10 protein-coding genes are annotated in these 13,637 nt (G+C 44.9%); 4 read left to right on the top strand and 6 right to left on the bottom strand.

All coding sequences use genetic code 11. The annotated features are described in order from the left end of the window. Window positions 1–589: 589 nt before the first annotated feature. The 3 genes from ABWW54_RS18005 to ABWW54_RS17995 all read right to left on the bottom strand — a co-directional run bounded on the left by ABWW54_RS18005 (window position 590) and on the right by ABWW54_RS17995 (window position 4,033). A complete protein-coding gene (locus tag ABWW54_RS18005) occupies window positions 590–1,714 on the bottom strand; it encodes a zinc-binding dehydrogenase (protein WP_353414307.1) in 1,125 nt (374 codons plus the stop codon). Window positions 1,715–1,901: 187 nt separating this feature from the next. Next, entirely contained in the window at window positions 1,902–3,035 is a 1,134-nt protein-coding gene (locus ABWW54_RS18000) for a M14 family metallopeptidase (protein WP_353414318.1), read from the bottom strand. 56 nt (window positions 3,036–3,091) lie between these two features. Continuing rightward, window positions 3,092–4,033, bottom strand: a complete 942-nt coding sequence (locus ABWW54_RS17995; protein WP_353414305.1) for a glutathione S-transferase family protein — start codon at window positions 4,031–4,033, stop codon at window positions 3,092–3,094. Between the two features lie 189 nt (window positions 4,034–4,222). On the opposite strand from ABWW54_RS17995, the gene ABWW54_RS17990 reads away from it, so the two are divergent. The 4 genes from ABWW54_RS17990 to ABWW54_RS17975 are packed head-to-tail and all read left to right on the top strand — an operon-like array spanning window position 4,223 to window position 7,685. Continuing rightward, window positions 4,223–4,876 carry a paraquat-inducible protein A gene (locus ABWW54_RS17990; RefSeq protein ID WP_353414303.1) on the top strand — a complete coding sequence of 218 codons (654 nt, stop codon included), beginning with the start codon at window positions 4,223–4,225 and terminating at the stop codon, window positions 4,874–4,876. A 1-nt stretch (window position 4,877) separates the two neighbouring features. Continuing rightward, complete coding sequence (locus ABWW54_RS17985) at window positions 4,878–5,504, top strand: paraquat-inducible protein A (RefSeq protein ID WP_353414301.1); 627 nt, start codon at window positions 4,878–4,880, stop codon at window positions 5,502–5,504. Further along, the gene (locus ABWW54_RS17980) at window positions 5,501–7,093 is read left to right on the top strand and encodes a PqiB family protein (RefSeq protein WP_353414299.1); all 1,593 of its coding nucleotides are present in this window, start codon (window positions 5,501–5,503) and stop codon (window positions 7,091–7,093) included. The genes ABWW54_RS17985 and ABWW54_RS17980 overlap by 4 nt, the downstream gene beginning before the upstream one ends. After that, entirely contained in the window at window positions 7,086–7,685 is a 600-nt protein-coding gene (locus ABWW54_RS17975) for a PqiC family protein (RefSeq protein ID WP_353414297.1), read from the top strand. Before ABWW54_RS17980 ends, ABWW54_RS17975 begins: the two co-directional genes overlap by 8 nt. A 35-nt stretch (window positions 7,686–7,720) precedes the next feature. Here the strand turns inward: ABWW54_RS17975 and ABWW54_RS17970 are convergent, their stop codons facing one another. The 3 genes from ABWW54_RS17970 to ABWW54_RS17960 are packed head-to-tail and all read right to left on the bottom strand — an operon-like array spanning window position 7,721 to window position 13,550. After that, a complete protein-coding gene (locus ABWW54_RS17970) occupies window positions 7,721–11,374 on the bottom strand; it encodes an ATP-binding protein (RefSeq protein ID WP_353414295.1) in 3,654 nt (1,217 codons plus the stop codon). A gap of 12 nt (window positions 11,375–11,386) precedes the next feature. Continuing rightward, window positions 11,387–12,094 carry a DUF4194 domain-containing protein gene (locus tag ABWW54_RS17965; protein ID WP_353414293.1) on the bottom strand — a complete coding sequence of 236 codons (708 nt, stop codon included), beginning with the start codon at window positions 12,092–12,094 and terminating at the stop codon, window positions 11,387–11,389. 4 nt (window positions 12,095–12,098) lie between these two features. Further along, the gene (locus ABWW54_RS17960; protein ID WP_353414291.1) at window positions 12,099–13,550 is read right to left on the bottom strand and encodes a Wadjet anti-phage system protein JetA family protein; all 1,452 of its coding nucleotides are present in this window, start codon (window positions 13,548–13,550) and stop codon (window positions 12,099–12,101) included. Between the last annotated feature and the right edge of the window lie 87 nt (window positions 13,551–13,637).

Raw genomic sequence — 13,637 nt, 5'->3', positions numbered from 1 at the left:
CTCACCAATCTAACTTATCCTACTATCTAATCAGCCTAGACGAGAGATTTAGCAACACTTTAGAACCCCCTTTATCTGGCTAGGCTTGAGAGCTGGTATCGATAATCAAAAAGAAACTACTAGAGGATCTTTATGTGCTTTTGATAAAAGGTACCATGACAATTCAGTTGGCTCGTTTCGCCCGCGATTTCTTTAATAGAAAAATTGGTCGTATTGGTGAGGGGGGGTGTAATTCTGTGCCTTCAGTGAAGGCACACCTTTACTTTTTTGATCACGTATCTGGCCAACCTTGGCCTTCATAGTTTCCTAGTATTAACGCTAACTGGCTCTTTAGCTAAGGCAAGTTAGGGTGTCGCTTGATTGCATCACCGTCGCTCTACTTGACGAGTGCATGCGATTGCTAAGCATACAGCGCGTTTCAGTTAAAGGTTTATTGGGAGAGGATCTTAGAGATCGTTTTGTGGGGATGTGAGAGGTGTGTCTCTCTTTGGGAATGACTTACGGGATGCGAGGAAGAACGTTAGTTGTGGTTCAGAGTGTATTGAAAAGGCGCATCAAATGCCATGATGCGCCTTGAATATCTAATGTTCTATAGACTTGGATTGATTAAGTACTTCTCACCAGTTTTCTTTGCATTGTATTTATGGATGTTCGCCGGTGTTAGCGCCTCTTCAAAGCTCAGCTCGGCTGTATAGGCGCTGGCAAATGTAGTGCCTATTTCCGTAGCTACTCTTTTGTGCATTTCGCCGACACGTGCTGGTTCTAAGGTTGATAGAGTCCGCATCAATAGCCAGCCACCAATTCCCCAAGACATTCCATACGCTCGTTTCAGTGATGTCGGAGAGATATCTAAACCACCGTACAAGTAGACCTGTTTGTGCTGGGGAGCGCCGTAGGTGTTAAGCCCGGTGACGTCTTTGGTAAGAACGGCTTCCATTGCTGTAAGAATATCGCTGGCTAGCTCGCCACCGCCGGTAGCGTCAAACGCCAAGGTAGCACCGGTTGCCTGTATGGCTTTGTAAAGATCTGCCGCGTAAGTTTCCGATGAAGAGTTAACAATGTGCTTAGCGCCGAGATCACGAAGAATCTCTTCCTGTTCTTGCTTTCGGACTATGTTTACTAGTTCTACACCGTCAGAAATGCATATGCGGTTTAGCATCTGCCCCAGATTAGATGCTGCTGCTGTATGAACAAGTGCTGTATGGCCTTCTTTTCGCATTGTTTCAATCATAGACAATGCTGTTAGAGGGTTTACAAACGATGAGCATGCCTGTTGTGCTGTCGTGTTTTCTGCGTGCGGTAGACACATTTGGGCAGGTGCGCAGGTGTATTCTGCAAAAGTTGCTCCACTGAGTACAGCAACTCTCTTTCCCATTAACGCTTGAGCAGCGTCGCTTGAACCCGCGGCCACAACAATCCCCGCTGCTTCATTGCCAACTGGGCACGCTTGATCTAGTCGTGTTCTGACCGCACCAGTCATCCCTGGGAATATGGGGGCTGATAGTTTTTTGGTTTCATCGTTATACGTTAATTCTGCTTTAGATAAATCTCCTAAACTGAACATCGGCCACATATCGCTCGGGTTTATTGGAGCAACTTCAATTTTGACAATCACTTCATGATCTTTTGGGGCTGGTACTTCAACTTCTTTGACTTCTACGGTAAGTTGTCCTTCTGAGGACACAGTTGAGAACATTTGTTTTGATGTGGTCATGGTAAATCCTAATTTCTTGATTGGCTGTGTGATTATTCTATATCAGAATTGCAATTCTGAATGTGAATGTCATTAATACCCGATAATGAATGAGGCTGCGCCTTACTTGTAAGGTTATGCAGCCGTCCCCTATATGATCAGGGCGGCTGCTGCGCGTACGATCAATCGTATGCGCTTTCAATATGATCTAATCCTTAGAAATCAGTTTTAGCGTCTCTTGAATGGGGAAGAGAACATCGCTCCCCAGCTGCGCACTTCGCTCTCCTGACCAGCCTGTAACAACATTAGGCAGGTCGGCATTATCTTTGAACGGCATTTCTATCGTATATGACAGAGTTCTAAAGTGATCTCCAAGCCAATTCGCCGCTATACGCAAATCGGCTGAGCCTGGTGCATCTTTAGGGTAGCCATAGGTGTCTTGAAAATCCGGAGATATAGCCATGTAGCTTTCCTTAAACTTCGACTCTAAGCTCGCATGCTTTTCATCATAGCTTTCATTGCCCTCACAACCAGCGACAAAATTGTATGGTAGCTCTTCATCGCCGTGAATATCGAGAAAAAGGTTTCCTCCTTCCAACATCATACGTTGTCGAACTAAGTAGACTTCTGGGCTAGTTTCCATAGAAGGCTCTTGCCATTCTCTATTGAGGTTTGCGCCGGCGGCATTTGTACGTAAGTTACCTCTGGCGGAGCCATCGGGATTCATGTTAGGTACAACGTAAAAGTTGGTTGAATTGAGCAAATTTCTAGCAATAGGGTTGTCCTCATCGAGTAAGGAATGTAAAAAACCTTCGATGAACCACTCCGCCATGGTCTCACCAGGATGCTGTCGTGCAATTACCCATACCTTATGTTTCGCACTCGGATTGCCCTCGATCTTTAACAGGGTCATAGCGCGGCCGTCTATCGTGGTACCTAGTGTATCTGCTGAGCAACGAATATCATTCTGTGCCCAAGCTAGTAGATCTAAATGGCGCTCATTACTGTAGGGGGTGAAGTACGCGAAATAGACGGTTGATTGAGTTAACGTTAACTCAAAAATTAACTCTCCATCTTCATACTGGCTGGATGTTCTGAACCAATCTTGTCGGTCCCACGAAGTGCAGACGTCATAGCCTTCCCAACCCTTATTATAAGAACTTTTTCCTGCATTCACGATTCTAATACGGTATGTTTCACCGATTTCGCCTTCGAGAGAGAAATGGAACCACTGCAGAAAGTCTGAGGCGTTATCCTTTGGTATTGCGAGTTGAATGTCGTTTGGGTTACTTGCATCAATGACGGTTATATTACCGGCGTCGAATTGGTGGCTGATTGTGATTTTGCTCATGGGCTGATTGCAGTGATTGGTTAGTTCTTAGAAACGGTGTGATCGGATTATTGGTGTATTCGAGTGTCATAACCCTCAACAGGGAAGTGCACATGAAGTGTTCCTAGCTGATCAGACTCTCGCGCTATTATTAGTCGTGAGTCATCGGCTCCGACGAGAGTGCCTGTGACTGAATCTCGAGCGTAATCGCTGGGGCTAATGGTAATTGTCTTATTGATATCTTGATGTTGTAGTAGATGTTGCTCAAGCGCTCTAGGCTCAGAGAGTTTGGCTCCCTGAAAGACGCTCTGCCGACTGATTTTTTGACTCTTTCCATGGCCAATTGATTTCATTCTTTCATGCCACTGTTTAGTAAGCGGATAGTTGCCTAGGAATGAGGCTGATCTAGTGAGGTCGGCGAACCAAATCACGTGATAAGCGGCAAAATCTGCTACGCAGGGAGAGTCGCCGAAAAGGTAATTATTATCTTGTAGTTTTGATTCCAGCTCTTGTCTAAACGCATTGATGTTGCCAATCATTTCCTTTTTTTTCAGGCGTGGCATGTTGGACGTTTTAGCTACACCCCCGCGATCTCTGATCAAACGCAGAATTTGCCATGGCCAGTATCTGGTGACTAACATTGTTAACAGTGCTCTAGGTTCAGCGGTGTTAACAATGGGGAAAAACGTCTCTCCATTGGTTTTGATTGCGAAGGCTGCCGCGGACGATTCGCAGCTATCAATCGACAATTCGGGTCTCTCGCTTAACCTTGCTATTTCAGCAGCGATAATACGTGTATCGCAAAAAATGTCAGATTCTATTTGAGCAATTGGAATCCTTCGGTATCCGCCAACCAGCGGATCAACAGTGGGCCGAGGCGGGTACGGTGGAGAGATAGCCGAGTGCCACGCTATTTCTGAATACCCAAGCATCAACCTAATCATCTCGGAATACGGCGAAATATCGTAATTGTGTAAAATCATGGTCAGCGGTATTTTCTGAAGCATCATAGTAAATGTCTGTGGTATCTTAGCAAACTGCTCGCAAGAATATTGAGATGAATTGATCGAATTTTGTATGATTTGATTCTTGGTGAGTGAGTCATAAAGTCACGGTAGGTGGGCGGATGGGCCCGCTAGGTTCGCTCGTAGTGTTTTAATTACGGTCACCATTGATGCTGTAGAAAAGAGCAAGTTGAGTTGAATACAAACACACAAAATCGTGATCTAAGCGAACTGATCGCATGTCAAGAATGCGACTTGTTAATGGCGTTGGACCGATCTGTTGAGGGTGATCATGTGTCTTGTTGCGCCAGATGCGGCCACCCTGTACGTCGTACTTCTGCTAATATTCTTGAATGGACAATATCTTTATCGGTAACAGCGCTTGTCCTTTTGTTGGTGGCGATGAGCAACCCTTTTTTAGAGTTTTCGAGCGCTGGAAGAGCGCGCGGTATCAGTTTACCTTTAGCCGCGATCGAAATGTTCAGGCAGGGGTTTCCTGCTTTGGCGCTGTTGGTATTTTGTTTTGTGATGTTTGTACCATTGGTCTACCTTCTCTGTTTGCTCGTGATGGCGTTGCGGACTAAATTCAACTTGGGTACGAGTCCTACAATCGGTTTGGGTAAGTTTGTGTCTAAACTATTGCCTTGGAGTATGGCGGAAGTATTCATAATTGGCGTATTAGTCGCTTTGATTAAAATAGTCGCTCTTGCTGATATTATTCTCGGCGTCTCTTTTTGGGCCTATATCATGTTTACTGTGTGTTTTCTGAAATTGTCTTCGGTCATTGATAACCACACATTATGGCAATGGGCTGGCGCTATACCTCAGAACAAGTCTTCGGGTTTGTAGAATGTTCAATAAAGAAAATTTCTCAGCAGGTAGTGCAGCACGAGAGGGCTACATTCGTTGCCTAACTTGCGATATGTTGTCTCTGCAATCGGTCGAATCTTGCCCGCGATGTGGGGACAGGTTGAGTTTAAGAATAGAAAATAGTATTCAGAAAACATTGGCTCTTGTTTTTACCGCAATCCTACTTTACATACCTGCTAATTTATTGCCAATCATGTCTACTAACCTAATTGGTACGGTCACAAACAGCACTATATTGGGTGGGGTAGTTACTTTTCTTGATCATGGTTCATTCTTTATCGCATTTGTTATTTTTATGGCAAGTGTCGTGATTCCATTGGCTAAAATGGGCGCCATTTTGTGGTTGTGTTATGCCACCACACGACCTCAGCGTTTGACCCAGCATGAACTAGGGTATTTGTACCGATCAGTCGAGTTTATTGGTAAATGGTCAATGGTCGACGTTTTTGTGGTTGCGATATTGGTGGCTTTGGTTCAGCTAACTGGGCTAATGACCATTCAGCCTGGCGCAGCTATTACGGCCTTTTCTGGTGTGGTCATTGCAACAATGCTGGCTGCGCATCAATTTGATATTAGACTGATTTGGGATCATTTAGAAAGCGTATGAATGACGAGTTAGACCTACCGGATGCAATAGTACGAGAAAAGCCGCGCCTATCACGAATATGGTTTTTGCCACTACTGGCCGTCGTTATCGGCATCGGTATGGTGATTAAAAGTTGGCAGAGTCGTGGGATAGATGTTCGCGTTACGTTTCAAACTGCAGAAGGCTTAGAGGCGAATAAAACAAAAGTTAAGTATCGTAACGTGGATATAGGGAAGGTTAAGGCTATTGGTTTTTCTTCGGATCATGAACACATTGTGGTAAGGATAGAAATAGAGAAGGAAATGGAAGAACTTCTTAAATCAGACAGTCAATTATGGGTAGTTAGACCAAGAGTAGGCGCTCAGGGAGTGAGCGGAATTGGCACTTTGTTGTCTGGCGCTTATGTGGAAATAGCGCCGGGCTCCGAAGGAAACTATTCGGTTGAATTTGTCGGTTTAGAAAGCCCACCAGTTTCGCCCTTAAATGCTGAAGGTGTTCGGCTAAATCTAGTATCCAGAGGTGGTAAGCCGATCAGTGTTGGAAGTACCGTGGTTTATCGGGGGTTTACAGTAGGCCAAATAGAATCTTTTGTCTTTGAACCCCAAACCAGAGAAGCCACTTACGGCGTGTTTATATCCCCTCCCTATGACGCGTTAGTAACAACGAATACGGTCTTTTGGAATGCAGGTGGTGTCAGTTTGAGTACTGGAGCCGACGGTATAAAGTTTGATATGGCGTCTTTGGGTACTTTAATTGAAGGTGGTGTAGAGTTTGACATTCCTGATGATCGTGAACTAGGTGAGCGAATTCAAGACAACGTCACTTTTAAGCTATTTCAATCTTATGACGATATTGTCGAAAGTCGTGAATATGAGTTCGTCGAGTACGCGATATTAGTGGAGGATTCGATTGGTGGGTTGAGCCGAGGAGCGCCGGTTGAGTACCGCGGAATCAGAGTCGGAACGGTGTCTCAACCTTATTTAAACCTTGATGCAGATCTTGATCGCAATCTGGACGACTCAGGACAGCATAGAATACCTGTCATCGTTCGCTTAGAACCTGGGCGTGTGCCGTCACAGGAAAATGTTGATAAGTTGGCTTTTATCAATCAAATAAATCGTGGGATCACACAGGGATTGACCGCGACCATTGAAACAGCAAACATTCTAACGGGCAGCTTAAAAGTCAGCCTGAATTTTGGCGGTGAATCGATTGGAGAAATTCAGCGTTATCAAAATTACCCCGTAATACCCACTAAAAGAGGCGGTCTTGCTCGCATTACAGATAAGCTCGAAGCGGTGTTGTCGAAGCTTGAATCTTTGCCTCTTAACGCCACTGTTAACAACACAAATAACGCGATTAAAACCGCCGATTCAGCGATGATTTCATTGTCAGACACTCTTAAGGAATTGCAAAATACGCTTGCAGGGTTGCAACCAGAATCTGAATTATATCGTTCACTAGATCAAAGCATGCGCGAGCTCAAAACCACGTTGATGGAAGCAAGGCCGTTAATTAAGGAAATCAGTAATAAGCCTAACTCATTGATTTTTGGTGGAGAACAAGCGGCAGATCTTCAACCTGGGGCTAAGGAGAAAATCGATGAATAAAATCTGTCTTATTGTGTTATCGATGCTTTTACAAGCCTGTGCGAGTTCTTCTAATGCACTCACGCAGGTAAGTTATTACTTACTAGACGCTTCTCCGGTGAGAACGCAGGAAACTCTGGTGCAGGCGAACTCAGAATTAAAACCAATTATGCTTGGCCGCGTGAGCCTACCTGATTATTTGAACCAGTCAAAGCTAGTATTAAAGCTCGATAAACAAGAGGTGCGGCTAGCGAACTACCATAATTGGGCTGAACCTGTGACAGTGGCAGTTACAAGAATTTTACGGCGAGAATTAAATGCAGCTCAATCTCTGTACCGGGTTTTGGATTCCTGCAGCGAGTGCGATAAGTTGAGTGTGGACATAGAGCATTTCTACCCTACGTCTGAGGGCGATGTGATTCTGTCTGGCGTCTATTCGTGGCGCCATAAAGGGCGTGATGAGAAGCCCGTTTATCGTGATTTTATTTTTACTCGTGAACTTCAAGTCGGTGGCTATAGAGAAGCGGTAGAACAAATGAATGCCGTGGTAAAGTTACTTGGCAATGCAATTGCTCTAGAGATTGCTGGAAATCAGGTCGGCCTTAACGAGTGAGGCTTAGTGGTCTCTCAGCATTGCTGCGCTATTTCCTAGATAAATTCTTGCATGAAGTCTAACGTTGCTTGGTTTCGTATAGTTCTGCGATGTTGCTTCCATAGTTCATCTATTTTATCTTGGTTACAGACGCGTCTATCCACCAAAACTTGTGTGTTTAGCTCTCCCACAAGGCTCTCTGTCGGGCATTTACTGAACACGGTTTGATGACTAATTAGATCCATGAAAGGCCCCGATTTGCTTGTTGGCATTATGAAAATTAGCTGTAGGCCAAGTTTATTGGTCAGGTAATGGATAACCTCACGGGACCGAGTTTCATCCATTTTTGAAAACGCCTCGTCAACGAGAACCATCCGACAATGGGTGTTTCCATCATTAAATTTGAATGCTGAAGTTATCGCGGCGCTGCGAATAATGTAGGCTGGTGTTTCAAGTTGGCCGCCAGACCCTGTACCGTATTGGCTTAAAGCGATTGGTTCCTTTCCTAGCGGCGTTTTGTAAATTTCATAGTCCCTGTAGTGTCGATAGTCACTAATGCGCTTTAACTCGCGCAAGGCGGTTTGTTCATCGCCATCCAACAACATGTCAAGCAGCCGGTCTCTAATTTCAGCAGATTTAGGATTAAGCTCAGCTTCAAACAGGCTGCTGCCGTCTCCCAAGCTCGGAAGGGCAATGACATCTTTGAAGAAGCGGTGATACTCTTTGAACTCAGGTATCCATTTAGTATCAAAATGATAACTCTCTCGATCTGTACCAAATTGATGGCTCGATAATTCGCTGTTTAGTTCCTTGAGAGTTCGCTCACCATCATTGATTGCCTGGTAAATTGAGTGGCAAAGGTTTGATACGAATGCGGTATTAAAACTCTCTTTTAAGTCAAATAATTTTTCATGTTTGCCAACTAAAACGTTGTTTTTTAGCCTGTTACCTATCGAGCGGCATTCTTTGAGAACAATGGCGATACGTTTAAACCATTCGAAATTGTGAGCTATTAAACCATCGCTTCCAGTATCTGATAGGTATACGATGCTGTCCGCTTGGCGACAAATCTCATTGTGAGACAGTACGCAGCGGTCCAACTGTCGTTCCAGCTGCGAACATTGCTCATTGTGCATTTTTTGTTCTGCCTCAAAGCCGTCGTCCGCATCGGCGTTTTTAGCATGTTCAATGGCTGAGCGTTCAGCTTCTTCAAGTGCGTTGGCTGTGTCAAAGTCAGGATGAGCTGACCCGATTCGTTCTACCGCTTCTTCGGCTTGCTCTTGATCATTTTGTAGTTCGTCTTGTACGTCAGATAGCTGTGAGGCTTGCTGTTTTAACGATATCTGCTTTGCTTCATGCCTGCCGAGTTGAGTTTGTTCCAGTTTAAGTTCGTCTCGGACATCATTATGCTGGGTGCTTACCTCCGTAAGCTCTTGTTCTAACGCATCGAAGTCTGAAAGGTCTAAGGCCGAAAGCTGTTGTTCGTGATGTTGGTTTTTACGATAAGTTGACAGCATCTCGGTGACGATCACATTAATGCTAAGGGCACTGATTTTGTCGATGTTTTGCAACATAAGGCTGGCATTTCGAGCTGCTTGCTCTGCGAGATGCCGCTTGGTTTTCAGCTCTTGCAGCTGTTGTTCTTTCGCTCTCAGGGCTCGTTCACGAGCACCTAAACCAAAGACTAAGTCAGCCTCATCCACATCGCAGCGAAACATGCTGTAACCGCCTGAACCGAGACCATCCTGCGTGATTCCGCGTGCGGTGTTACGAAGTTCGTTTTCGTCGGCAACGCGTAGAACATTTCCATAAGAGCCTAAGATATAGTACTCCACCGTTTTATGTTCAAAACTCATGATGTCTAAAATTGAGCCGTTTGGGGTACTCAAACGTGATGCATCTCTTTGAACTTTGTTGCCTTGAATAATTTTAGATGAATTTTTCCGTCCGCCGCTGCCAATATTTCGAACAATTTTGATGGCTTGCGCTTCAAACTCCGGCTCTACGACAATGGCAAAACGATTTCCCCCAATGTAACCCTCAATGGCCATTTGCCATCGCTCATCTGACACATTGATAAAATCACAGAGGACGGCTGGTCTGGCTTGAGGGCATTGTTGCGCAATCGCGGCCAGGGCTACCTCGACGTGGTTGGGGTAGGAGATCCGATGATTTTGTAGCTGATTGATCTCTCTTTGTTTTGCCTTAGTCTGATCGTTCAGCTTATTTTGAGTCGCGAGTCTAGCTTGCGCAATGGACAAAACCCGGTCTCTGACGCTAGCGTGTTTTGCATCTCGATTGTGTAGTCGATTTACAAGTCCTAGGTGAGAAGTTTCGAATTCCCTCAGTGCGTCAAGTTTGTGCTCCAAGTTTTCGATTCCTACCAAATCTTGGGTAAACAGTGTTTGCATATCTACACCACTGCTACTGCCTGCATCTAAGACTCGATTTATGGACCTGCGTATGTCGGGCTGCTCTAGCTCTGGTAAATCCAGCGCCAAGTCAGATTCATCGATCTGCGCTTTCAGCTCTTTTGCTGCTTGATAGTTCTGGGTTAATTGCTGGTCTTGTTGAAGTAGCGGCTGAGCTTTTTCAACTAAACTAGTTTTGTTTTGCTCAATCTGTTTTTCAAGTTCATCCTTATCCTTTAACGCAGCGACGCCTAATCGTTGAGCCTTTAACGTCACTAGTTGTAAATGCAGTGATTCTTGTTTATTGGTGAGGCTCTTGATTCTTTGTTCTTTGTCTTCGATCAGCTGTGCGGTTTCATTCTGCTTATGCTTAACATCCAGGTATCGTTTTTGCATCACCCAAGATGTCCTGACCTGTTCTCTGTAGTTGCATAACCGCCAATCTACCCAGTGGTTAATGTAACGAAGGGAAAGATCTCCTAGAGTCTCTAGGTTACTGATTACCTGCGAAATTTGGCGCGTCTCAGCTTCCATATCATGAATGGTCTTCATGAGTTCGGACACTTGCTTTATGTCAGTGCTGAGGTCCTTGGGTTCTAGTATTTCGCGCGCGACGAAATCATTGATACTCTTTACGGGCTTATAGGCCATGAAGCTTGAGAATGCCTTGGCTGCATGTTGTGCTTCACGTTTAGAGACAGAGCCATCCATTCCTCTTAATGCCCCGTAAAGACGATTAAGGTATAGCCCCTTTTTGTCGTACACCTCTACGCACTTTTTGCCGTATTCTTCACGTAGCGTTTTTGCCACCGAGTCTAAGTTTGTGACCTTACTGTCTGAGCATAAAAGACCTTTGTGTATTTGCTCGCCAGCCAAAATGAAAAATTGAAGGTCTCGCTGGCGGGCTTGTCGTTGCTTGCCAACGGTCTCAATTTCAGCACGAACCCCGATCATGGCGGTAAAGGGTTGTCCGGTTTCTCCTTGAGTTGGATGGAAAATTCCCGCGATATACCCATCGGTAACTCGAGGTCTTGAATAGCTTCCGTCATCGCAACCGAGCACATAGGATGCCAACGTTCTGACCTGCTTGCCACCTCGTCCTTTTTGGGTGGTTTCATCTTGACCCGGGTTATAGGTAAATAAGTTCTCGTACGCCGCCGTCATCAATGTTTGCAGGGCGTCAGCGGCGGTTGTCTTTCCAGAACCATTACCACCAGAAAACAGGTTTACTGGGCCAAACTCGATGTCGAGATTGGGTATATTCCCCCAGTTTACTAAGATCGCTTTCTTACAGAACATAATATCGGTCCTTTAGTGCTTAGTATGATCGATTGATTCACGGCGGTTATCTTGGTTCGCTGGTGAATGCTCCGGAGGGTATAGCTGGTCAAGCATACTTTGCGTTACGTAGGATGTAATGCTTGGCTCAATCTTTAGCCAACTGTCTTGGCCATTTTCTAAAGACAATTCACTTTCAGAATTGAACTTTATTAGCCGTAATTGACGTAGTTGCTTAAATATGGCGTTACGTTCTGCCTGTGTGTTCGGTAACCCTTGTTTTAATAGGTTTTGTAAAGAGATACTTAATGCTTCAAGAGGGATTAATGCCCCTCCGTTTTGATCAACTTTTCCTTCTCTTAAAGCTTTTTCGTACTCGACTCTTAAAACGAGTATTACCGCAATTGCCTGAGGGCTGGGTTTGGTTCTAAGTCCCCCATTAAATGGACTGAGGGTTTCATGATCATTGTCAGCTACACCGGGCACTTCGGCGCTTGGCGGAAAAAGACGAACAAAACGAAAGGTTCTGTCATGGAAAATCGTAACGTGAATCATCGCTAGGTAATCTTCGATTAGGTCGGAGCACTGAAGGTAGCGGTCATACAATGTGGCTTCTATTAGGCTTTCGTCTCGATTGAGAACGCCATAGTCAAGCAACCGGATTAATAGTTCGGAGAATTCTTTTTGGCTAATGCCTAACGTAGCAAGGCGCTCCATTATGGAGTCGGAAATTTGATTCATTATTTCAGTTGGTTTCGATTAATTCTATTTCGTGTTCGTCAAAAGCTCGATAAAACTCATTGCTACCGATGGTGTTTAGTCTTGTGACTTTAAACGTAAGGTTGCTACTCAAATTATTGATTGCTGCGACCTCAATCGCATGCGCGGCGGCGATTAACGATTGAGCATCTCGAATTGCCAACTCGCCAGTATAAAGTTTATTTCCGCCTTTTAGGGTATCCATCACATAATCTCGAATGCCTTGGTTGTTTAGCACAAAAGCTTGATCCAACATGGCTTGAACCATGAGCTCTCTTTGAGCTTCCTTATCTGGAGATTGAACTTTGGCTACCGAGCTATCCACGCTAGCTTGAGACTTTCGCTCGTTTATCTTTATGTGGTTCGGGTCAATCAGGCCTAACTTGAATCCAGAAACTGAACAAGCGGCGTTTTCTAGCCTGTCTGAGTATTGATCCGTGTCCAGATCGGCCAATTCTCGGCATATCTCAACCAAGTTTGAATTGCCTTGGTTTGTCAAAAAGCTCATTTGCCGAATGATGATGTCTGCGCGTTTAGTAAAGCCGTGAAGGGCTGAACGCAACGCTGGCAGCATGACATCAGCGGCATTATGCATTCTTCGTTCAATCATTTCGAGCACATAAAGCAGGTACGACTGATCGTGTTCACAAAGATCGGGTGTTAATCGGCGTAGTTCTCTCTCCGCATTGGACTTAAACTCACTGCTTTTACGACGAATGGAGCGAATTCGCTTGTTTATGTCTTCTCGGTGCTTTTCCACAGAGTCAGCTGAAAGACGAACTTGGATGTCGGGCTGAAAACGTTTTTCCATAAATTCAAAAAATTGATCAGCCGCACGTTGAACCAATTGCTGAGACTCCATCTCTTGGACCAAAGCGCGTTTCTTTTCCTCCAGTTCGGCGACCACATCGGTGAAATCGGTAACGATACGTTCAGAATAATCAAAGGCATCTAACAGATCGTAGACTTCCCCTCTGTTTGCAAACGCATCTAACGCGTTTAAGGTGTTTCTGGTGTTCCTATGACGGGTGCGTATTTGTTGGCCGTCGGACTCAAGTAATGATTGGGAAAACAAGCGTCCAAAACGACTGAACGGGAAGGTTGATTTAAGTGTTCCTGGGTCAACTTGCCTTTCGATCCAGCCGAACTCTATCAATTGCTTAAGAATCCAGCTGGCGTGTTCGCGAGGAGACTTAAAGCGTTCGTCTTGACCCTCTGATTCGGAAGTTTCGACGTCATTAAGCGTGGGGACATCACCGATCTGTATTAGAGCTTCTTCAAATATTTCAATAACTTGTTCACGGCTTAACGAATGGCCGTAGTCAGCATTTGCACCATATTGACGGTTATACAAAAGGGTTAGGCATCGCCCAACGTGTTCGCGGTATTTGCTTACCAGAGGTTTGAAGAACTGCTGTCTAGAATCAATAAAAAACATCCCGTTATTATAGTGTGCTGTCCGGACCGTTGCGAACTTTTAATGCCGGATGATGTCAGTGGGCGTTGAGCTGAATACTGGTTATCG

Origin of the sequence: Arenicella sp. 4NH20-0111 (assembly GCF_040366405.1) — a bacterium.
Classification (GTDB): Bacteria; Pseudomonadota; Gammaproteobacteria; order Arenicellales; family Arenicellaceae; genus Arenicella.
The sequence above is the reverse complement of the archived record's forward strand: the minus strand, read 5'-3'. Positions and strand labels throughout refer to the sequence as shown.